The organism is Photorhabdus aballayi (assembly GCF_026153155.1).
Taxonomy (GTDB): domain Bacteria; phylum Pseudomonadota; class Gammaproteobacteria; order Enterobacterales; family Enterobacteriaceae; genus Photorhabdus; species Photorhabdus luminescens.
Genome location: NZ_JAPFCD010000024.1, coordinates 35,460 through 58,893, shown reverse-complemented (window position 1 = coordinate 58,893; position 23,434 = coordinate 35,460). Strand labels below are relative to the sequence as shown.

General features: G+C 46.1%; 19 protein-coding genes. 3 read left to right on the top strand and 16 right to left on the bottom strand.

The annotated features are described in order from the left end of the window. Window positions 1–7 precede the first annotated feature (7 nt). Window positions 8–811 carry an inositol monophosphatase family protein gene (locus OO184_RS13350; protein WP_265379603.1) on the top strand — a complete coding sequence of 268 codons (804 nt, stop codon included), beginning with the start codon at window positions 8–10 and terminating at the stop codon, window positions 809–811. 89 nt (window positions 812–900) lie between these two features. Here OO184_RS13350 and menE read toward each other — a convergent pair whose 3' ends face one another. The 6 genes from menE to menF form a co-directional block, all read right to left on the bottom strand. Continuing rightward, the gene (gene menE / locus OO184_RS13345; RefSeq protein ID WP_265379602.1) at window positions 901–2,301 is read right to left on the bottom strand and encodes an o-succinylbenzoate--CoA ligase; all 1,401 of its coding nucleotides are present in this window, start codon (window positions 2,299–2,301) and stop codon (window positions 901–903) included. Then, on the bottom strand, window positions 2,289–3,260 hold the full coding sequence (gene menC / locus OO184_RS13340; protein WP_265379601.1) for an o-succinylbenzoate synthase: 972 nt from the start codon (window positions 3,258–3,260) through the stop codon (window positions 2,289–2,291). Before menC ends, menE begins: the two co-directional genes overlap by 13 nt. Further along, window positions 3,260–4,117, bottom strand: a complete 858-nt coding sequence (gene menB, locus OO184_RS13335; RefSeq protein ID WP_265379600.1) for a 1,4-dihydroxy-2-naphthoyl-CoA synthase — start codon at window positions 4,115–4,117, stop codon at window positions 3,260–3,262. Before menB ends, menC begins: the two co-directional genes overlap by 1 nt. 11 nt (window positions 4,118–4,128) lie before the next feature. Further along, a complete protein-coding gene (gene menH, locus OO184_RS13330) occupies window positions 4,129–4,935 on the bottom strand; it encodes a 2-succinyl-6-hydroxy-2,4-cyclohexadiene-1-carboxylate synthase (RefSeq protein WP_283256301.1) in 807 nt (268 codons plus the stop codon). Beyond that, a complete protein-coding gene (gene menD / locus OO184_RS13325) occupies window positions 4,896–6,590 on the bottom strand; it encodes a 2-succinyl-5-enolpyruvyl-6-hydroxy-3-cyclohexene-1-carboxylic-acid synthase (protein WP_265379599.1) in 1,695 nt (564 codons plus the stop codon). Before menD ends, menH begins: the two co-directional genes overlap by 40 nt. A gap of 113 nt (window positions 6,591–6,703) precedes the next feature. Then, window positions 6,704–8,023: an isochorismate synthase MenF gene (menF, locus tag OO184_RS13320; protein ID WP_265379598.1), complete on the bottom strand. Its 1,320-nt coding sequence runs from the start codon at window positions 8,021–8,023 to the stop codon at window positions 6,704–6,706. A 939-nt stretch (window positions 8,024–8,962) separates the two neighbouring features. Here menF and OO184_RS13315 point away from each other — a divergent pair. Further along, on the top strand, window positions 8,963–10,189 hold the full coding sequence (locus tag OO184_RS13315) for an alpha-xenorhabdolysin family binary toxin subunit A (RefSeq protein ID WP_265379597.1): 1,227 nt from the start codon (window positions 8,963–8,965) through the stop codon (window positions 10,187–10,189). A 45-nt stretch (window positions 10,190–10,234) separates the two neighbouring features. Continuing rightward, window positions 10,235–11,296, top strand: a complete 1,062-nt coding sequence (locus OO184_RS13310; protein ID WP_265379596.1) for an alpha-xenorhabdolysin family binary toxin subunit B — start codon at window positions 10,235–10,237, stop codon at window positions 11,294–11,296. Window positions 11,297–11,483: 187 nt separating this feature from the next. Here OO184_RS13310 and nuoN read toward each other — a convergent pair whose 3' ends face one another. The 10 genes from nuoN to nuoE all read right to left on the bottom strand — a co-directional run bounded on the left by nuoN (window position 11,484) and on the right by nuoE (window position 23,432). Next, window positions 11,484–12,941: an NADH-quinone oxidoreductase subunit NuoN gene (nuoN, locus tag OO184_RS13305; protein WP_265379595.1), complete on the bottom strand. Its 1,458-nt coding sequence runs from the start codon at window positions 12,939–12,941 to the stop codon at window positions 11,484–11,486. A 6-nt stretch (window positions 12,942–12,947) separates the two neighbouring features. Beyond that, window positions 12,948–14,468 carry an NADH-quinone oxidoreductase subunit M gene (gene nuoM, locus OO184_RS13300; protein ID WP_265379594.1) on the bottom strand — a complete coding sequence of 507 codons (1,521 nt, stop codon included), beginning with the start codon at window positions 14,466–14,468 and terminating at the stop codon, window positions 12,948–12,950. Window positions 14,469–14,488: 20 nt separating this feature from the next. Then, window positions 14,489–16,336, bottom strand: a complete 1,848-nt coding sequence (gene nuoL, locus OO184_RS13295; RefSeq protein WP_265379593.1) for an NADH-quinone oxidoreductase subunit L — start codon at window positions 16,334–16,336, stop codon at window positions 14,489–14,491. Next, window positions 16,333–16,635, bottom strand: a complete 303-nt coding sequence (gene nuoK, locus OO184_RS13290; RefSeq protein ID WP_011147297.1) for an NADH-quinone oxidoreductase subunit NuoK — start codon at window positions 16,633–16,635, stop codon at window positions 16,333–16,335. Before nuoK ends, nuoL begins: the two co-directional genes overlap by 4 nt. Next, window positions 16,632–17,177, bottom strand: a complete 546-nt coding sequence (gene nuoJ / locus OO184_RS13285; protein WP_049584760.1) for an NADH-quinone oxidoreductase subunit J — start codon at window positions 17,175–17,177, stop codon at window positions 16,632–16,634. Before nuoJ ends, nuoK begins: the two co-directional genes overlap by 4 nt. A gap of 12 nt (window positions 17,178–17,189) precedes the next feature. Beyond that, window positions 17,190–17,732 carry an NADH-quinone oxidoreductase subunit NuoI gene (gene nuoI / locus OO184_RS13280; protein ID WP_049584761.1) on the bottom strand — a complete coding sequence of 181 codons (543 nt, stop codon included), beginning with the start codon at window positions 17,730–17,732 and terminating at the stop codon, window positions 17,190–17,192. A 14-nt stretch (window positions 17,733–17,746) separates the two neighbouring features. After that, entirely contained in the window at window positions 17,747–18,724 is a 978-nt protein-coding gene (nuoH, locus tag OO184_RS13275; RefSeq protein ID WP_046395986.1) for an NADH-quinone oxidoreductase subunit NuoH, read from the bottom strand. Further along, entirely contained in the window at window positions 18,721–21,447 is a 2,727-nt protein-coding gene (nuoG, locus tag OO184_RS13270) for an NADH-quinone oxidoreductase subunit NuoG (RefSeq protein ID WP_265379592.1), read from the bottom strand. Before nuoG ends, nuoH begins: the two co-directional genes overlap by 4 nt. Window positions 21,448–21,522: 75 nt before the next feature. Then, the gene (gene nuoF / locus OO184_RS13265) at window positions 21,523–22,887 is read right to left on the bottom strand and encodes an NADH-quinone oxidoreductase subunit NuoF (protein WP_265379591.1); all 1,365 of its coding nucleotides are present in this window, start codon (window positions 22,885–22,887) and stop codon (window positions 21,523–21,525) included. After that, window positions 22,884–23,432 carry an NADH-quinone oxidoreductase subunit NuoE gene (gene nuoE / locus OO184_RS13260; RefSeq protein WP_049584765.1) on the bottom strand — a complete coding sequence of 183 codons (549 nt, stop codon included), beginning with the start codon at window positions 23,430–23,432 and terminating at the stop codon, window positions 22,884–22,886. Before nuoE ends, nuoF begins: the two co-directional genes overlap by 4 nt. Window positions 23,433–23,434 lie beyond the last annotated feature (2 nt).

The following is a 23,434-nucleotide window of genomic DNA, read 5'->3' as shown; positions in this document are numbered from 1 at the left end:
ACGTAAAATGACAGATATGCTTAATATTGCACTCAGAGCGGTTAAAAAGGTTAAGACAATCACTCTAGATGGATTCAATGGCTCTCAAGAATTTGAATATAAACTCGATCGTTCTGTTGTAACGGATACTGATGTAAGAATCGAATCTAAAATTAGAAATCTTTTAGAGCAACAATGCCCGGGAGTCCCTATTCTTGGTGAGGAATTTGGATTGACTGGGTCTAATAAATTTGAAACTGGTTGGGTTATCGATCCTATTGATGGTACTCGGGCCTTTCTATATGGTGTGCCATTGTTCAGCACTCTGATCGCATTTGTCGAGAATGGCGAGCCTATTATGGGTGTTATTAGTTTTCCTGCTATTTCAACTATTGTGTACGCTTCGGAAGGACAGGGTTGTTGGATGAGTAATAACGATGTCTCATTACGCAGGCTTATTATTCAAAACGGTTCTCCAGATACAATTAGTAATGCCGTCATTTCTGCATCAGGGATACATAGTTCATCATACCATCTAGCCGATGGGGCAATTCCGTACAATCTCAATTCATTGGTGAAGACAGCTCGAGACTTTATGTTTATAAATGACTGTTATCAGCACTCAATGGTTGCAAGTGGTCGTATTCATTGTGCTATCGACACATTAATGAAACCGTGGGATAGCGCAGCTATTCTGCCTTGTATTAAAGAAGCAGGTGGAGATTACTGTACGTTAAATGGTAGTAGAGAAAACGTTATGTTTGGTGGCGGGTTGGTATCTGCCTGTAATTCACAGCTTTTAGATTCGGTTATAGCTTCGCTAAATTCATAGCATAATAAGCAGAATCGCTATTCTGAAGCGGCAATAGAGCAAATGAGATGGATATCCATCTCACCACACAAAATACAAATCAAAATAGCTCAAGAGCAACCGGGTAAATCCAGCACCCATTTTTTGATTTGCTGACGGGAAACTTTAATGCCGTTATTTTTAAGCTTTTGAGGTAACAGATAGTAAGCGACTGGGCGCTGAAAAGTAGCCAGTTTATCAATCAACCATTCCGGTAATAAATCGATCACTTCAGCAGAATGACTGTCTATTACCGCAACTGGGCGATAACCAAATTCAGGATCGGGCACCGGAACAGCAAAACTCTGTTCTACCTGTGGATAGGTGTTAATCACCCGTTCAATATCTTCCGGCTGAATCCCTTCTCCGCCGCTGAAAAATTGATTATCCATCCGACCAAGTATTTGCAACTCGCCATTTTGTATCACTCCTCGATCACGAGTATGAAACCAGCCATCACCATCAGCTAATGGTTGTAATTTTCCATCTCGCCAATATCCATTAGCAAGGCTGCCAGAACGAATCTGAATTTCCTCATTTATTAGCCGAATTTCTTTGCCCGGTAAGGGATTACCGACACCAGGAAGATTGTCTGCCCGTTTAATGCATACCGTTGAAGCCAGTTCGGTCAAGCCGTAGCCACACCAACAACAAATGCCTTGCTGTTCCGCTCTTTGAGTCAATTCAATAGGGATCATTGCTCCACCCAAAAGCACTTGTTTCAAATTCAGTGTCTGATTTTGTGATTGCTCCAGTAACCGCCAAAGCTGAGTCGGAACCAATGAAGCGTGAGTACAATCTGCCAAAGCGTAATCTAACAGATTGGCATTTCTGAGCACCAAACAAGCCCCTTTGATTAGCCAGCGCCAAATGATTCCCTGACCCGATACATGAAACAACGGCAATGAGAGCAGCCAGCTATCTTGTTGCTGAAAATCAATGGCTGAAAGTACATCTTGCCCGCTGGCAAGATGAGCATGAATTGAGTGAACAGCCGCTTTAGGTAACCCGGAAGAGCCGGAAGTCAGTATCATACTGGCTGGGCGCATAGCATCCCATGCCACTGAATTATCATCAGAATTTAGTGGTTCACTTTTCCAATCAAGGATTCTGGCATTCATCACAGGCAAGTTGTCACCACAAAAATCAGCCACAAAATCGATATTCAAATGCGGCAGTAATTCAGCCAAGAGCATTTCAGGCAATTGAGGATTCAGTGGCAATACTCGCGCGCCACACTGTAGCGCCGCAAGATAGCAAAACAGCATCTCTTCGCTGTTCTTTCCTCGCAACATTACGCCACTACCTTCAACTACCCCCTGTTGGCGAAAATTGGCCGCAATCGTATCCAAAGAGATCACTAATTGATGCCAGGTTAGGGAACGATCACACAACCTGACGGCAATATTGTCAGGACTAAATGATGCCCAGTAGCGCCACGGCCACTGGGTAAATGGATTTAACTGCGCCATGCGATTTCTAACTCGTCCAATCCTGTTACTGGCATCGAGCTACCCGGCCAACGGCGTACTAACTGAGACTGGATCAATTCCAGCGTATCCAATCCAGGAATAGTCGCTGGCGTCAGCCAATGAGCAATGCGGGCAAGCTGAGTCAAACCGAAACTAGTTTCAATACTGGAACTGATCACCACTTCCAATCCAGCATTGTGCGCGGCTGAAATCAACTGACAGCAACGGGCAAGGCTTCCTATCAGAGTGGGTTTAATCACAATAGCAGCCACCCCTTTTTGGGCCTCTACTTTAAAACCCTCATCACGGACACTTTCATCCCACGCAATGGCGATCCCGGTCTCACGGGCAAAAGCGAGCGATTGTTCCGGGGTTTGACAAGGTTCTTCCAAAAAGGCAATTCGGTTGCGGTAATCAGGATTGACATACTTAGCGAAACTGTCCGCTTTAGCACGGCTCCAACTACGGTTAGCATCCAGTCGCAAAGATAAATCCGGTACCGCTTCTAGTAAAACGTTAACTACCATGCCATCACGTACCGCTTCATACAGCCCGACTTTCACTTTGGCAACTTTTTGTCCACTCATGTTACTGAGACGAACAATCAGTTCATCAGGATCGCCATTACACAATGGCGCTTTCCGGTAGTTAGCGTCTTTCGGTAATTTACCCTGCAATTCAGCTAATGCGCAGCTAATCCCGAATGCGACAGAAGGTAATTCACTTTCATCAGGTTCAGCGCCAAGGCGCCACTGTTTAAGCCATACCACTGCGGCTTCACCTGCCTGTTCAACGGTTTCTTTGCTGAATTCCGGTAGTGGTGAAATTTCACCCCATCCCTGTTGACCATTTTCCTGTAAGTGAACCAAAAAACCATCACGGGTTTTAAGCCGCTGATATCGCAGGATAACACCGGCTTCCATTGGCAATTTGAACCGGTATAAAGTTGCAGTTCGCATTATGGGTTACGTTTAAATTTACTAAAATCAGGGTGGCGCTTCTCAACGAATGCATTACGCCCCTCTTGACCCTCTTCGGTCATATAGAAAAGCATGGTGGCGTTACCTGCCAGCTCTTGCAACCCAGACTGACCATCACAATCCGCATTTAGAGCAGATTTTAAGCAACGCAGGGCCATCGGGCTATTTTTCAGCATTTCACGACACCAGCGAACGGTCTCTTTTTCCAGATCCGCATAAGGCACAACGGTGTTAACCAAACCCATCTCCAACGCTTGTTTAGCATCATATTGACGACACAGAAACCAGATTTCGCGGGCTTTTTTCTGCCCAACAATCCGTGCCATATAAGATGCCCCCCAACCACCGTCAAAAGAACCCACTTTAGGCCCGGTTTGACCGAAAATAGCGTTGTCAGCCGCAATGGTCAGATCACACACCAAATGCAGTACATGACCGCCGCCAATCGCATATCCAGCAACCATAGCAACGACGGGTTTTGGACAAGTGCGAATCTGACGCTGGAAATCCAAGACATTTAGGTGATGCATGTCATTGGCATCTTTATAACCACCGTAATCGCCACGGACTTTTTGATCACCTCCGGCACAAAACGCTTTTTCACCCATACCTGTCAGGATAATCACCCCGATAGTGTCATCATAGCGGGCATCATCCAACGCCCGCATCATCTCTTTAACCGTCAATGGCCGGAATGCGTTACGTACTTGCGGGCGATTGATAGTAATTTTAGCCATACCATCGGTGGATTTGTGATAAAAAATATCTTCAAACCCTTCGGAGCAGTCCTGCCATACAATTGGGGCATAAAGTTCTTCTTCGCTCGGGTAAATCATATTCGTATTCCTTATGCATTAAAGAGTGATAAAAAATGGTTTACTGTCGCAGCAAACGCCGCCGCGTTCGCTCGGTGAGCATTATGCCCAACATGTGGAATAGTTTGCAGCGGCAAAGCGCAATGTTTTGCTAATCGTCCGAATTTCTTGTCATTTTCACCGCATAGATAAGCAAAAGGCAACGTCAGTTGCTGCAATACAGGAACCAACCAAGGTTGATGTCCAAGTGAGGTATTTTCCAGCATTTTAGCCACACCATCGCCATCATTATGGCAGCGTACTTTGATCAGTTGCTGACGCTGTTCAGGTAATAGATCAGAAAAAACCGGCTGCTGATACCAATCAGATAAAACCTGTTCCATCGGCTGAGAACGAAAACGTCCGGCCCAATGGCTATCGTGTTCGAGACGATCATTCCGCTCCTGTTGGGAAAATAATCCGGGATTTCCTCCTTCGATCAGTAACCCGCACAATCCTCGAATATCACCATAACAGGCATGATACATAGCAATGCGTCCACCTAGGGAGTAACCAATCAACCAATATTGAGCGATTTGCTGTTCTCTTAACGTTGCAGATAAAAGACGGTTCATCTCTGCAAAATCGTTTATCTGCACTTTTGCAGAATCACCGTGACCGGGTAAATCGATGATCAATGAGGGATGTTGAGCACACAGATTCACTAACGGCAACCATTCATCACCAGAGCCCAATAACCCATGTAACCACACCAGCCAAGGGCGGTCATTGTGATCGTTAAACTTGCGACAAGCGAGACTCACAACACGGCCACCTGTTTTAACAGTTGTTGCAAACATTCAGCACCTTCTCTCTCCGGCACTTTTAGCTCAATCAGCGTGGTTTCATTTTGTTGCCATGCCTGCTCAATACCTTGTTGTAACTCCATCCAACTTTGTGGGCTGGCATATTTCAAGCCGAACATCGCCGCAGCATGATCAAAACTAACCTGCTGAGGCATACAGTAAAAACGTTGCCTTGCTTCTTCCGGGGTTGATAATAAAGAGAAAATCTGCCCGCCGTTATTATTTACCACTATTAACACGACTGGTGAGGAAGGATGACGCAACAGAGCCAAACTATTGAGATCATAAAGCGCCGATAAATCACCGATAACAGCCAAAGTGGGCTTTTCTGTTGCCCGTTGCGCACCCGCCGCAGTGGAAATTAACCCATCAATGCCGCTAGCGCCCCGGTTACTGTAAACCGGATATCCTGCCGGTAATTGCCCCAGCGCATCTATCAAACGAATAATCAGGCTGTTACCGACAAATAACTGTCCGCGTTCAGGCAGTAATTCACGCAATCGATAGGCCACAGTTGCTTCACCGAATTTCCCTGCCAATGCTGTTCTAACGCAGTTAACGGCTTTTTCTGACCAGACAATGAGCTCTTCTGCCCACGGTGTATGCGATTGTGCCCACGGCACACGCGGCTGTGCGGGATGAGCCAGTAACCAGTCAGCAATATCATAGGTTAATTTTTTGCCGCGATGATTGGCAGGATCAAGCCGACCGGGTATCGGATCAATAATCCAAAACTCCTGCGGCTGGCATTTCGCTTGCCACTGTAACAAACGTTTCCCTACCAGACTGAAACCAAACTGCACTACCAGTTGCGCTTGCGCTAAAATCTCCTGCACATGAGGATTATCCAGCCATAAATCGGCACAGGGCAATGGCTGCCCAGTTTGTGAAAGCACATTGCCAATCAGCGGCCAGCCCAATGCCTTTGCCCATTTAGCAACACTAACTCCCTCTTCGGCACTTATTCGACCCGCCAATACAACACCTTTTTTCTGTCGCCAACAGTTCCAATCCGGCACTTCCGCCACAGCATTAGCTACTGGCTGGCTCAACCAAGGTTCGTTACTTTTCCACCAATCGCCTAACTGCTGCTGCCACTCCTTATAAGCAGGCTCTTCATGACCATATAACGGTTCGGCGAATGGGCAATTAATATGCAAGGCTCCATGCCGCAAACTCGCCATATTATGATCTATGACAGAAACCAGCCAACTTGCCGGTATATCTACGGTCGGTCTTGGCAAAGAAATTGTCTGGCATGGATGAGAAGCAAAAATACCATTCTGACGGATAGCCTGATTTGCGCCACAATCCATCAATTCTGGCGGCCGATCAGCGGTAAGGAAAACCACTCGCTCACCCGTTAAACTGGCTTCAATTAATGAAGGATAAAGATTCGCTACCGCGGTTCCAGAAGTGACGATAACGGCAACCGGTTCTCTACTTGCTTTGGATAACCCCAGAGCCAAATGACCTAATCCACGCTCATCAAAATGAGTGTGACAAATCAGTTTGTTATTTGCCGCAGCGGCTATTGTCAAAGGCGTGGAACGTGAACCGGGTGCAATGCAAACATGACGTAATCCATGACGAGTAAGTGCTTCCAATAAAAGTTCCGCCCAGCGGCGGTTAAATGCGCTGTTTGACATAGTTTACTCAAAAAGTTTCTATAAAAGCTGACTATTAGCCTAACGGCACAGATAATTATTTCTTTATCCTAGTTCAATGAATTGCCACTTAATTGGAGATTGTTTTCATTCAACTATTCCCCTTTCAGCAAAGTACGCAACCCGGCAGCTTTATTCTCTATTTCTACCCACTCCTGTTGTGGATCAGAACCCATCACAATCCCCGCACCGGCATACAGTGAAAGTAAATTGTTGTTAATTTCTGCGCAACGTAGCGAAACCGCAAACTCACTCTGTTCACAGGAAAGATACCCTGCGGAACCTGCATACCAGTCACGATTAAATGGTTCGCTATCACGGATAAAATCACGTGCCGCTTCACGAGGTAATCCAGCAACCGCGGCCGTTGGTTGTAAACGATGCAAGCAATCACTATCACGGGCATGCTTTAACTTTCCCTGAATCCGACGGCGTAAATGCTGGACTTTTCGCAGACGAATCACATCTGGCGGAGCCACATCGACAGAAACCACGGCGCCTTGAAGGCGCTGGCAAATATCATCAACGACGAGCAAGTTCTCATGCTGATTTTTTTTATCATCCAGAAGCCATTGCCCTAATTTTTCGGCTTGCTGAGTATCATCGGAATTAGCAACCGTCCCCGCCAGCGCTTCGGTATAAAGCTGAGTCTGCTTACGGTAGTAAAGCCGTTCTGGTGAAGACGCCAAAAATGCCTCGTGCCGATTAAAAGCCAACATAAAATGATAACAACGGTGATTTATCTGGCGACTCGCTGCCATAAACTGCGCAGCCGCTAAAGATTCATTCAATATCAGTTGAGTCTTACGCGCCATCACGACTTTCTCCATCTTACGGTGGGTGATAGTGTCCAAAGCCTGCTCAATCAAGTCACACCACCGGGCGCGTTCCGGCACATTCTCCGCGTTCACTATCACTGCTTGTAACGCAGAGAATTCCCGGTGCGGAACTAACTGTTGCAGAAATTCCTGTGCATTTCTCACATCCTGCCGGCCTGCGATATTCAAATACAACCAGCTTTCGTCACGGCAGCGGCGTAATTCGATGCGAGGCAAAAACAGATAACCCGCTTCCCCGGCTGCGGATTGCGTAATACGGGCTGGTTGAATCCGATCCCACGCATTCAGCCCCCAGATCCGTATCTGTGGAAATTGACGGTTTCTGTGCAAAAAATTTTCGGCTAAAGCGATATCACTGAAAAGGTGGATTTGCCCACAAGCAGCGACTTCTTCATGGCCCTCTCTGTGATGCCAATAGAATTGCGGATAATGAGACTGCGCCGCCAGCCATTCCAGCCAGTAAGTGCTGCAACCTGCTGGCAGAGGAAATGAAATCTGTTGGATACCAACTTCGCTAACTTGTTCATTATTCAGTGTTTTACATACATCAGCGACAACATTAGCAATTTTATTCACCACTTCTGCCTCAAAAGACGTGATAAAAGTAGGATTATACGGGGCATTAATAATAATTAAAGCCCTGATTATTTATGTAGTTATGCTTGTTCGATTCCGTTAGCAGTATGCCATTATCTCAGTACTGAAACAGGCTAAATCAGAAGTTTTGTCCCTCAGATAACGAACACTAAGTTCATTAATATGATCAATTTTCACGATGCAATTTATAAAAAAATGACTCTTTTACTTACTACGAAAAATTTACTAAATAAATACCGTTATTATAAACTAGGGAACAAATATCTACTCTTTGGATAAGATCATCCTATAAAAACATATCTTATTTGCACAATAGCCAAATAGAATTATAGAAAAAACCCTCTTATTTGTTAATTTGAACTACTATATGAACAATTAAGGCTTTAATTGAAACATATAATTAAAAATAATAAAAAAACATCTGACTTATTTTTTATAAAAATACAACATTACCTAATTTTAAAATTAAAAAGATAGAAATCATATAACCACCACATCAAAAAACCGACTTAGTTATTTGTTTTAACTGAATTTTTATATAAAATCCAATTAAACATTTTATATTTATCATTATAATATCAATAAATAAATGAAAACTTAAGTCATATAGACAAGAAAACCAAAGGATTATTCTCACCCTCAATTGCTAAAACAATAAAAATTCATACTATTTAATTCTATATATCAGACATAAAAGATTAAAAATAAATTTATTTAAGATTAATAGCAACGTAAAAATACTATTTAATAAAACTCATGAGTTAAACTATTTTTCAAACAGTTAATCACGTAAATATATGTATTTTTAATTAAGATTATTCAATAAAAAACACAACGTGAATTTAACAACATGAGTATTATGACGTTCGGTTATGCCTTGATGTATTTAATAATTTTTCAATAAAGCAAGAACCAATAATGGAGAAATATATGTTATTAGCTCAACTTCCAGCGGAAAAAACACTGAACGAAACAGATATTCCCTCGGCTACCTTGCAATTACTGACTGGTAAACAAGAAGGTGTTGCCCGCCCAGGAGGAATATTTACCAAAGAAGACCTGATTAATATCAAACTGTATGTGAAGAAAGGACTATCACTCCCTTTTAATCTTGAGGAAGTGAAAAGCTACTTGGGTTACCAAAAGATCGATATCGCTGGATTAGAACCAAAGGATATTCATGCCTTATTTGAAGAAATCCGCATTCACTCGCTTAGCTGGAGCGATGTGGAAAACGATATTCTGCAACAGAGCATAGACCTGGAAGTTGTTGGCAAACAAATCACCGAAACAGGTGAGAATATCATTAGTCTCATTAATGAGATGCCAATTATCACGCGCATAAAGAGGAGATTGGGAGAAATATCACATAGACAACTCGCCGAGATCACCTACACCCATGAAGATAGAGAAGTATCCTATGTTCTAGGGGAAATCCTTGACACCATGAAAAGTGATATTAAGAAACAGCAGGAAAAAACTGAAAAGGTCAAAACTGAAGTATCCGATTTCAAACTAAAGCTGATTGGCGGCAGATTGTCAAACGGCAGCATCGCTCTAGGTTTACAACCGCAAGTCGAAAATAAGCGAAAGCTGATGAGAGATAATAAGGTGTCAGTCAGCATCGGAAATCTGGACGATAAGATTGCTGAGAAAAAAGAGGAAATTACCCAACTCAAGAAAGACTACGATAAATTCGTAGGCCTGGCCTTCTCCGGTATCGCAGGGGGACTAATCGGCCTCGCTATTACTGGCGGCATCTTTGGCTCCAAGGCAGAGGAAGTGCGAAAACGTAAAAACATGCTGATCGAAGAAGTGCGTAGCCTGGAAGAGAGCATCAACGGCAAACGCGCACTACAAAAATCTATTACTGGCTTATCCCTTGATTTTAGCGACATTGATACCCGCTTGTTGGATGCAGAAGTCGCTCTGAACCATTTGGATTACATGTGGCAATCCATGCTAACCCAAATTAACGCTTCCAAAGATAAGTTTAGCCAGATTAACGACGCACTGAATCTGACCTCTTTTATGACTAAATTCCAGCAAGTCATAAACCCTTGGAAAGAGGTAGAAGGTTCCGCGAAACAATTGGTCAAAGTTTTCGATGAAGCGTTGAAAGAATACAAATCTCGCTATAACTAATCATTCACGTATTACATAGGATTTACAGAAAAAAGGAGTATTAAAATGACTGACGTCATCACTTTCCCTCAGAAAACGATTACTTATCCAGAAATTAGCGTAAAAACTTTGAGTCAAGCGGTGAAAAATATCTGGCGTTTAACACACCAGCAAAAATCAGGCATTGAAATCATCCAGGAAAAAACTCTGCGGATAAGCTTATATAGTCGCGATATCGACGAAGCTGCTCGCGCCTCTGTTCCTCATCTACAAACTGCCCTGAGGCAACTTCCCCCTCAAGACTATTTCCAGACCATCATCGAAATTGATACTGCTCTGGAAAATACCGAATTGGATGACGAGACACGCAAGACCCTGTTGGAAGCACGTTCAGAACAAGTACGCAATTTGAACAAAGACGTTAAAAACGTTATTTCTAACTTACACACAGAATCTAACATAATGGCCAGCAAAATTGCCGATGTTAGCAATGTCGTTATTTTAGAACGTCTGGAAGAACGCCTGAAAGAAGAACAGGAAAAAAAAGAAGAGCTGCAAACTGATATCACGCAGAAAGAGAAAAATAAGGCCAAATTAATCCCAGATCGCGACAAGCTCATCGAAAGCCAAAATATTATCCGTCAATATAATCTGGCCGATATGTTTAAGGACTATATTCCCGATGTCAGTGAACTCGACAAACTGAATCTGGCTAGTCCTAAAAAAGAACTTATCAAACAGGCGATCAAACAAGGAATTGAAATCACTAAAAAGATTCTAAGCAATATCTCCACAGGACTAAAATATGTTGAGCTAGCTGATGCCAGAATCAAATTGGATCAACAAATTGCTCAATTAACCAAAGATTGCGACGATTTAAAAACCCAGTTAAAAGGCGTAGAACAACGGATTGCCGGTATAGCTGATGTGCATCAAATCGACAAAGAACGCATTACCCTATTACTCCAGGCAACTAAACTGGAACAAGTATGGAGCATCTTTGCCAGCCAATTACAGGAAACCATAGATGATCAAACTCGTCAGCAAGGCTTGACTAAACTCATACACGATCAACTAGACTACCTTGACAATCTGGAATCGCAATACAGCGGGCTTCTGCTGAAATAAATATAATATAACTTGCCCCTTGACCTTCATCAGGCAATACAAGGTATTGAGTATGATAAGCAAATAAAAGTCGTGCGAAGTATAATTCAGGGGGAAAAAGTATTATCAATAAGTTGCAACAACCCGGTAAGGACAACCTTACCGGGTCTTTATTATGCCAAATAATCCGTAACAACCGACTGGCTATTTAGAGCATAATTTTCGCTTGCTGTATCACATCAATCATCGGTTGAGGCCAGATACCTAGCGCTAATACCAATAATGCGGAAATCAGAACAACGATCCCGCCGGCAGTCGATGCCCAGTTCCTTGGTGTGTCACGATTAAGGGCCTTCGGCGCAGGCAGATACAGACTAACCATCACCCGTAGGTAGTAATACAAACCAATAGCACTACCCACAACCACAGCGCCCGTCAGCCACCACAGTTCCGCTTGCACACCCAACACAATGACGTAGAACTTACCAATAAAGCCAAATGTCATTGGTATCCCCGCCAGTGACAACATCATCACCGTCATCACCGCAGACAGAATAGGTTTGTGCCAAAACAGGCCACGGTATGAGTAGAGGGAATCTGCATCCGGCCCTTTATATGGGCTGGACATGAGGCTAACAACGCCAAATGCGCCAATACTGCTAAACAGATAACCTGCCAGATAGATACCGACCGTTTCTTCCGAAAGCTGGTGATTCTGTACCGCTACCAGCGCCACCAGCAGATAACCGAGGTGAGCAATAGAAGAGTAACCAAGCAGACGTTTAATATTTGTCTGGGTCAGCGCCATCAAGTTACCGAACAGCATAGAAGCAATCGCAATAACGGTTAATACTGTACGCAGTGCTTCACTATCCGCCATTGGCGCTTCAACGAATAAACGTATCACTACCGCAAAAATCGCTATCTTACTGGCTGTTGCCAGAAAGGTAGAGACCGGCGCAGGCGCTCCTTGGTAAACATCCGGCGTCCAGAGATGGAAAGGCACCAGTGATAATTTGAAGCCAAGGCCGACAACCAGCATACCCAAGCCTGACAGTATCAAAGGTTGATAGATATAGCTGTCAGACAAACGATGCCCCAGCGCAGCAAAAGAGAGATCGCCTGATTCCGCATATAACAACGCTATACCAAACAGCATGAAAGAAGAGGCTGCCGCAGACAGCAACATATACTTGATAGCTGCTTCCAGAGAGCGTTTCTGGCGGTATGCATAACCAATCAAACCAAACAGCGGCAAAGTTAATAACTCAATACCGATAAACAATGATGCCAAGTGGTTTGCACAAGCCAGAAGAATCCCACCCACTGTCGCAATTAGCACCAGCAGATAGAACTCTTCTTTGTTATCTGGATAATTTTCCAGCCAGGAATAGGCGAAAGTCGTCGTTGCCAAGCTCGCAACCAGCACGAGACCGATATAGAGCATAGCATAGCGATCCACATGAACCAGAGGAGTGACATCCATCGCTTCTTGTTGTCCGACAAAATAGAGAGACAACAGAGCCAGATTCAAACCTATCACGGTCAGAGTGGTGTTAATAAAGTGATCGCGTCGCCACGCAATGGACAGCATCACAACTACTACCGTCAATCCGACGATCAACAGCGGTAACAGCGCGATCAGTTGTTGAGGAGTTATTGTCATGGCGAATTACGGCCTTGTAGTTGAAATTGAAGCTGAGTACCAGGTCTGGATGTTATCCATCGCTGCCGCTGAAGTATCAAGGATAGGTTGCGGGTAGAAACCCATCACCACCAGTAATATCAACAGCACCATTACAATGGACACTTCTCGCATATCCATCCGTCTTAGTGGTTCGTCTGATTTTGCCTCACCGTAGTAAGCACGCTGCATCATATACAGGGCATAGACAGAAGCGAACACCAGACCAAACACAGAAATCGTTATAATTAACGGAAATTCACTAAAACTACCAAACAGGATCATAAATTCACCGATGAAGTTACCGGTCCCCGGCATCCCCAGTGTCGCGACAGCAAAGGAGAGCGATAATGCAGGCAAGAACTGCACACGTTTCCACAAGCCGCCCATGAGATTCATATCACGGGTATGTAAGCGCTCATAAAGCTGCCCGCAGAGAATAAACATGCCTGCGGCTGACAGACCATGAGCAATCATCTGAATAATCGCCCCCTGGTAAGCAAGCTGGCTGCCAGAATAGATCGCGATTAACACAAACCCCATATGAGAGATACTGGTATAAGCAATCAGGCGTTTGATATCTGTCTGGCTGAATGCCATCCATGCGCCATAGAAGATCCCTAGCACACCGAACCACATCGCAATGGGAGTGAACTCATGAGAAGCTTCCGGGAACAGTGGCAAAGCGAAACGCAACAGACCATAACCCGCCGTTTTCAGCAAGATACCCGCCAAATCAACAGAACCCGCGGTTGGCGCCTGACTATGCGCATCAGGTAACCACCCATGCAAGGGCACAACTGGCATTTTCACTGCAAAAGCAATGAAGAAACCAAGCATCAGCAAGTATTGAACGGTGTGTGACATGGGTGTATTCAGCAGTTTTCCATAACTGAATGTCCACTCGCCTGTTCCGTTATAGTGAACCAGTACCAGCGCCATAATCGCAATTAACATCACCAAGCCGCTCGCTTGGGTGTAAATGAAAAACTTGGTCGCCGCAGTGATACGGGTTTTACCGCCTGAGCCTCTGTGCCCCCACAGCGCAATCAGGAAGTACATCGGCACCAACATCATTTCCCAGAAGAAGAAGAACAGGAACATGTCGATAGCGAGGAACACCCCCATCACACCGCCAAGAATCCACAGCAGGTTCAAGTGGAAAAAGCCCTGATATGGCTGATTTTCCGTCCATGAACAGAGAATAGCCATCAGCCCCAGTAGCGCGGTCAACACCACCATCAGCAGCGATAAGCCATCCAGAGCAAGGTGAATACTGATACCAAAACGCGGAATCCACGGCATAACAAATTCTATTTGCCATTGAGGGATCCCCTGCGGATTCGCCAAGGTGAAGCCCCCCTGCAACCACAGTTGCAGAGAGAGCACCAGAGTCAACCCCATCGAAATTAACGCGATCCAACGCGGTACACGGGTACCGAAGCGTTCAGCCTGCCAACTCAACAGGCCACCGATGAAGGGCATAAGAATTAGCCAAGGTAATAGCATGGCGCAATGTATCCCTTAAATTAAACCAGTAGCAGCAGAGCTAAAACCAGCACTGCACCCAACCCCATAGAGGCAACGTACCAACGGACCTGTCCATTTTCACTCAGACTAAGACCTTTGTTACTCCAGCGTGATAACACGGCAGGAATATTCATCAGTGAATTTAGCGGATCGTTTCGCAATACATGCGTAATGTTCTTGAACGGCTTAACAAATACCCAATCATAGAGAACATCAAAGCCCCAGGCATTAAACCACCACACGGAGAAGAAACGCCCCGGAGCACTTTTCGCCACACCATTCACCAACTGACGTTTACCCAAATACAGTGCCATTGCCAGCAAAATACCCGCTATAGCGATCACGCCAGAAACCACTTCAAGAGTCATTTTGCCTGTGTGATCCGTTGCATGGCTTCCCGGCAACACACCCGCCAATGGCGGCACAATCAATGCGCCTACAAAGGTGGAAAGCACCAGCAACACCATCAACGGCAGATGATGGGTAATACCTTTAACAGGATGGGCTTTTGTTTTCGCCTCACCGTGGAATACGATGAAAATCATGCGGAAGGTATACAAAGAAGTCATAAATGCCCCCGCCAGACCAGCCAGCATTAGGTTGATATGACCATGTGACATTGCTCCCCACAGAATTTCATCTTTACTGTAGAAACCGGCAGTGACGATTGGCAACGCGGATAACGCCGCGCCCCCCACCAGAAAGCAGACATAAACCAACGGAATGGATTTACGCAATCCTCCCATTTTGAAAATATTCTGCTCGTGATGACAAGCTAAAATGACGGAACCCGATGCCAAGAACAACAGCGCCTTAAAGAAGGCGTGGGTCATGAGGTGGAAGATTGCCGCATCCCACGCCTGAACCCCTAACGCTAAGAACATGTAGCCAATCTGGCTCATGGTTGAGTAAGCCAATACCCGCTTAATATCGGTTTGCACTAGCGCGGCAAAACCTGCCAACACCAGCGTGACAGCGCCAACAGTGCCAACCAGTTGCAGGATTTCCGGCGCCATCAAGAATAGACCGTGGCTACGTGCAACCAAGTAGACCCCAGCAGTCACCATCGTTGCAGCATGGATCAATGCAGAAACCGGCGTTGGACCGGCCATCGCATCGGCCAACCAAGTTTGTAACGGCAATTGGGCTGATTTACCTACGGCCCCACCCAACAACATCAGGGTTGCCCAAGTAATCACCGAAGAACCGGCTTCCAGATGCTGCGGAGCTAAAATCGCCAACTCGCGGAAGTTCAACGTTCCCAGATTGTCATACAGAATGAACATGCCGATAGCCAGGAAGACGTCACCTACACGGGTAACGACAAAGGCTTTCATTGCCGCGGCGCCATTCGCCGGATTGGTATAGTAGAAGCCAATCAGCAAATAACTGCATAGCCCCACCCCTTCCCAACCGAGATACATCAGCATCATGTTATCTGCCAGAACCAGTATCACCATGCTGGCGATAAACAGGTTGGTATAAGCGAAGAAACGGGAATAACCTTCTTCCCCACGCATATACCACGAGGCATACATATGGATCAGGAAACCAACACCGGTCACCACACTCAACATGGTAAGCGATAAACCATCAAGAACCAGAGTGAACGGGATACTGAAATTCCCAACTTCCATCCAGTTCCACAAGTTCTGGCTATAAACCAGATCGCCCGCACCATTCTGACTGTTGAAATCGATAGCAACCCATAAGGTAACCAATGCAGCCAAACCAACAGAACCAATCCCAATGGTAGCTGATGTATTTTCAGACCAGCGGCCACGGGAAAATGCCAACAGCAAAAATCCCAGCAGTGGCAGAAGAATTGTTAAATAGAGTAAGTTCATCCGCGCATCTCACTGACTGTATCAATATTCAGATTCTGGCGACGACGATAGAGCTGTAATAACAGCGCCAAGCCAATGCTCGCCTCTGCCGCCGCCAAGCTGATAGCCAAAATAAACATCACCTGACCATCTGGCTGGCCCCAATAGCTGCCTACCACAACAAAAGCCAAAGCCGCAGCATTAATCATCACTTCGAGCCCAATTAACATAAACAACAGATTACGGCGAATGATGAGCCCGGTCAGGCCCAACACAAATAGAATTGCCGCCAAAATCAGTCCATGTTGAAGAGGTATCATGGTTGTTCCTCCGCATTTCGGTTGCTGAGCACTTCACCCTGTTTATGTTCACGGCCTATGTGATACGCCACCACCATACCAGCAAGTAATAGCAAAGAAGCCAGTTCAACGGCCAATACATATGGACCAAACAAACTGATACCCACTTCTTTAGCGCTGATCACTTCACCGGTGATATTGTCAGCAATATCGCCATGAGAAACATTGATAATGGTATACACCAGCACAACAAGCAGCACGGCTGACAGTATCCCCGGACCAACCCAGGTCTTCGGTTTTAACCAGACACGCTCTTGTTCCACAACAGATTTGCCAAGGTTTAGCATCATCACCACGAAAACGAACAGCACCATAATGGCCCCGGCGTAAACGATGATCTCTAGCGCACCGGCAAAATAAGCGCCAAGCGAAAAAAACACCGCTGAAAGCGCCAGCAGAGAAACAATCAGATACAAAAGCGCATGTATCGGATTGGTATGGGTAATCACCCTGATAGTTGCCAATATGGCAATCAGCCCGGCGGTATAAAACGTAAATTCCATGAATATCGCTCCTTACGGCAACAAGCTTTTAACGTCGATAGGTTTCGCTTCATCGTCGGCTTCACCTTTTGGTTTGCCGCCAATTGCCATACCTGTCTTACGGTAAAAGTTATAATCAGGATATTTACCCGGACCTGAAATCGTCAGGTCCTCTTTTTCATACACCAGATCCTGGCGCTTAAATTCCCCCATTTCAAAATCCGGCGTTAATTGGATCGCAGTAGTCGGGCAAGCTTCTTCACATAAACCACAGAAAATACAACGTGAGAAGTTAACGCGGAAAAATTCTGGATACCAACGACCATCTTTATGTTCAGCTTTTTGCAGTGAGATACATCCCACCGGGCAAACCGCCGCACACAGGTTACAGGCAACACAACGCTCTTCACCGTCCGGATCGCGCGTCAGCACAATACGGCCACGGTAACGGGGCGGCAGATAAACCGGTTCCTCTGGATACATTTGGGTTTCGCGCTTATGAAAGGCATGTAAGCCAATCATCCAAATACTGCGTACCTGGGTGGCAAAACCAACCACTAACTCTTTCAATGTCATGGTTCATTCCCCCCTTATTGAGCGTTGTACAAAATCACTGCCGCAGTCGCTAGCAGGTTAAGTAAGGTCAGCGGCAAACAGATTTTCCAGCCAAACGCCATCACCTGGTCATAACGCGGACGCGGTAAAGAAGCACGTATCAGGATGAACATCACCATGAAGAATGCTGTTTTCAACGCAAACCAGACAAACGGCGGCAGGAATGGACCATGCCAGCCACCAAAGAACATTGTCACAATCAGGGCAGAAACCGTGACAATACCGATATATTCACCCACGAAGAACAGGCCGAATTTCATACCGGAATATTCAATATGATAGCCGTCAGCTAGCTCCTGTTCTGCTTCCGGCTGGTCAAAGGGGTGACGGTGACACACCGCCACACCCGCGATAGCAAAAGTCAAGAAGCCAAAGAACTGAGGAATGATATTCCACATATGTTCTTGTGCATTGACGATATCCACCATATTGAAGGAATCTGCTTGCGCAACAACGCCCATAAAGGAGAGGCCGATAAACACTTCGTAACTCAGTGTCTGCGCAGAAGCACGCATCGCCCCTAGTAACGAGTATTTGTTGTTACTTGACCATCCAGCAAACAGCACCGCATAGACAGCCAGACCCGCCATCATCATGAAGAACAAAATACCGATGTTCAGATCAGCAGCCATCCAAGTCGGCGTGATCGGCACAATGGCAAATGCCAACAACAGAGAAACGAAACCAATCACCGGCGCCAAAGTAAAAATCATTCTGTCGGCAAACCGTGGTACCCAGTCCTCTTTGAAGAACATTTTGATCATGTCAGCGACGATTTGTAACGATCCACCCCAACCTACGCGGTTCGGCCCATAACGGTTTTGAAACAGCCCTAGCAAACGACGTTCGCCAAAACTCATCAATGCCCCACAGACAACCACCACTACCAGGATCACCACGGCCTTCAGAACAGCGATCAGCACATCAATAATTTCGGGGGTTAACCAACTCATTGTGCAACCTCCCGCAGATTATTCACGGAAACACCTGCCAATACCGGAGGGATACCCGGCATTCCCATCGGCAAACCAATCTGCCCTTGAGCAAGACTTTCACTCAGACGAACTGCCAGACGCAATTGCTGACCAAAACAATCAAACTCCAGAACAGAACCCGTTTTCACACCCAATTGATCCGCATCTTTGCTATTGAGCATCACATAAGGCTCCGGCATACGTTCCTGAATGACATCAGAACGCTGAGTTAACTCTTCACTACCAAACAAATGGTGGTAAGGAGCCACTGTCCATTGGTTATTTTGTGCGGTAAATGCTGCCGGAATCTGATCAAAATAGTTCAGACCACCGTCAGTTGTCTCAATCAGACGCACACCCGGATCACCAAAGCGCAGATGACCACCTACCTCCGCTTGGAATTTGTTCCAAGCTTGCGGTGAGTTCCAGCCCGGCGCCCATGCAAATGGCACCTGCTGACGATAGGCATTTGGGCTATTGTTACCTTCCATTGAGAAAGCAAATGGCGAATCGACATCCTGCGGCTGACGCTGCTCATGTACGCTGAGATTCGCCAACATTGCAGTACGACCACTGTAACGGTGCGGTGAACGCGCCAGTTTCTGACCGCGGATACGGAACGTAGAATCAGGCGCGGCATCAACAATGCCTTTAAGCTGCGGCATTGCTTCTACACAAGCATCAATCACATGGTCAAGTTGCGTCCAATCCAAATGGCGTTCAGTATAAGTTGTGTGCAAGGAGTGCAACCAACGCCAACTCTCCAGCATCACCACCGATTTGTCGTAGAAAGAGGGTTCGAAAACCTGGAAATAACGCTGTGCCCGGCCTTCCTGATTTACCAACGTACCGTCACTTTCTGCAAAGCTAGAAGCTGGAAGAACCAAATGGGCTTTATCCATGATGGCAGTGCGTTGATGGTCAATCACAATCAGGTTTTTCAGGTTGTTCAGTGCATCGTCTACCTTATCTGCCGCAGCATGCCGATAGAGATCATTTTCCATCACGATAACCGTATCAGATTCACCACGGCTTATCCGTTGCAACGCAACATCCAGCGGCTGGGCCTCCATCATTCCCAATCCAATACTATTCGCATAGATTGCAACAAACGACAAACCGACATCTGAGCCTCGGTCTTTCAGCGCCCAAGCAACATTGGCCGCTGCTTGAATAATGGCATCACTGCCGACGTTACTACCGCTGATAATCAGCGGTTTCTTCGCGCCAATCAATGCTTGCGCAACCATTTCCACTTTAGCTTTCAGTTCGTCAGGCAAATTTTCTACTGCCGGCGCAGTGTTATCCAATGCATGAGCGACTGCAAAACCAAAACGCGCCTGATCATCAACCGGCGCACAATAATTCCACGCTGCGATATCATCCAGACGCGTATCATCCACATTGGTCACAAACAGAGGATATTTCGCACGCTGACCAATATTCATCACAGCGGCAATTTGCCAATCAGCAACTTTCTGAGCAGCGGCCATTTCGCGAGCTTTGCCTTTCACAGCCTGACGAACTGCCAGTGCCATCCGGGCGCCGGTTTGCGTTAGATCTTCACCTAAAATCAGTACCGCATCATAGCTTTCAATTTCACGCAGCGACGGAGTATAAACGCCACCTTGTTGCAAAATTTCCAGCATCATATCAAGGCGTTGTTGTTCAGCCTCAGCAATCCCACTATAGAAGTTTTCCGCGCCCACCAGTTCACGCAGCGCAAAATTGCTTTCCAGACTGGCGCGTGGGGAACCGATACCGATGGCATTTTTTGCCTGACGTAAAATATCCGCCCCACCCTGCATGGCCTGTTCAGCGTTAAGCGAGATCCAGTGATCGCCACGCAATTGCTGTGGCTGACGAGGACGATCTTTACGGTTGACATAACCATAACCGAAACGACCACGGTCACACATAAAATAGTGGTTTACCGTCCCGTTATAACGGTTCTCAATACGGCGTAATTCACCATAACGCTCCCCTGGGCTGGTGTTGCAACCAATGCTGCACTGTTGACAGATACTTGGCGCAAACTGCATATCCCATTTACGGTTATAACGCTCAGAATGGGTTTTATCAGTAAATACCCCGGTTGGACAGATTTCTACCAGGTTACCGGAGAACTCGCTTTCCAACGTACCACTCTCAGGGCGACCAAAATAGATATTATCGTGAGCGCCATAGACACCAAAATCAGTGCCGTCGGCGTAATCTTTGTAGTAACGCACACAACGATAACAGGCAATACAGCGGTTCATTTCATGAGAAATAAACGGCCCCAATTCCTGATTGTTATGAGTACGCTTAGTGAAACGGTATTTACGGAATGTATGACCGGTCATCACAGTCATATCCTGTAAGTGGCAGTTGCCCCCTTCTTCACACACCGGGCAATCGTGCGGATGGTTAGTCATCAACCACTCAACCACACTCTCACGGAACTTTTTAGCCTCTTCATCATCAATAGAGATAAAAGTGCCATCCGCCGCCGGAGTCATACAGGACATTATCAGACGACCGCGCGTATCATCCGCATTTTGATATTGCTTCACCGCACATTGGCGGCAAGCGCCAACGCTTCCAAGCGCTGGATGCCAGCAAAAATAAGGAATATCCAACCCCAAAGAGAGGCAGGCTTGTAACAGGTTATCAGCCCCGTCTACATCGTATTTTTTGCCGTCTACATGTATCGTAGCCATAGTCAGCATGCTTCCAAATGACCTGCTTTTCAGCAAGTGTTAATCAAAAATTCTGCTAATTTCGTGAAAAACCCATTACCAGCGCTGTTTCAACAGGTTTGACTGGATACCCGCAATGAAATGGGTGTTGCCATAGTTTTTGGTCACAATTCCAGCTTCGAATTCATCACGGAAATATTTGATGGCGCTCTGTAGTGGTTCCACGGCTCCTGGTGCGTGAGCACAAAATGTATTACCTGGCCCAAGGAAGCGACAGAGCTGTTCCAACGTTTCAATATCCCCCGGTTGCCCTTCCCCACGCTCTATTGCACGCAGGATTTTCACGCTCCACGGCAACCCGTCACGGCATGGAGTACACCAACCGCAAGATTCACGGGCAAAGAACTCTTCAAGATTACGGGTTAAAGAAACCATGTTAATTTCATGGTCAACCGCCATTGCCAAGGCAGTACCCAAACGGCTGCCCGCTTTGGCGATATTTTCAAAATCCATTGGCAGATCCAAATGTTCAGCGGTCAGGAAGTCAGTCCCTGCACCGCCTGGCTGCCAGGCTTTGAATTTCAAGCCGTCACGCATACCGCCGGCATAATCTTCAAGAATTTCACGGGCAGTCGTACCAAATGGCAATTCCCACAAGCCCGGATTTTTCACCCGACCGGAGAACCCCATCAGTTTGGTGCCGGCATCTTTACTCTTGCCCGCACTTAGGCCGATATACCACTCTTTGCCGTAGTCGAGAATTGAAGGAACGTTGCACAAGGTTTCAACGTTGTTGACGCAAGTAGGCTTACCCCATGCGCCGGAAGTGGCTGGAAATGGCGGCTTTGAGCGAGGATTTGCTCGGCGACCTTCCAGTGAGTTAATCAGCGCGGTTTCTTCACCACAAATATAGCGCCCTGCGCCGGTATGAACAAACAACTCAAAATCAAAGCCGCTGCCCATAATATTTTTACCCAACCAACCCGCTGCCTTAGCTTCTTCGATGGCTTTACGCAGATGCACCGCCGCTTCCACATATTCGCCACGCAAGAAGATATAGCCACGATAAGCTTTCAAAGCGAATGCACTGATCAACATCCCTTCCACCAACAGGTGAGGAAGTTGCTCCATCAGCAAGCGATCTTTGTAAGTACCCGGCTCCATTTCATCTGCGTTACATAACAGATAACGGATATTCATGCTTTCATCTTTTGGCATCAGGCTCCACTTCAAACCAGTAGAGAAACCTGCACCGCCACGGCCTTTCAGCCCGGCGTCCTTTACCAAAGAAACCACTTCATCCGGGGACATGCTTTTCAGCGCTTTTTCAGCGCCACGATAACCATTTTTACTACGGTACTCATCCAGCCATACCGGTTGTTTATCATCCCGTAAACGCCAGGTAAGAGGATGATTTTCCTCAGTACGAATAATTTCTTTTATTCCTGAATATGCTGTCATGGATACTGCTCCAGTAACTTCTCAATCTCTTCAGGTCTGACAGAACTGTGCGTATCGTCATCGATCATCATGGTCGGACCTCTGTCACAGTTACCCAGACAACAGGTTGGCAACAGCGTAAAACGACCATCTTTCGTTGTCTGCCCCGGACAGATATTCAGATGTTTTTCAATCGCAGCCTGAACATCCTGATAACCGGTAATATGACAAACCACGCTATCGCAATAACGAATAATATGGCGGCCCACAGGTTGACGATAAATCTGGCTGTAGAATGTTGCCACACCTTCCACATCACTGGCGGGAATACCAAGCACATCAGCAATCGCGTAAATGGCGCCATCCGGCACCCAACCACGATGTTTCTGTACAATTTTCAATGCTTCTATCGAAGCGGCGCGCGGATCTTCGTAGTGGTGTTTTTCATGCTCAATGGCATCGTGCTCTTCGGTACTCAGCACAAAATCTGCTTTTGCCTGAGACTCTGTTACGTTAACCACATCAAGGCGCGCTTGTTGAGCACTCGCGTTAATTTCACTTTGCATAG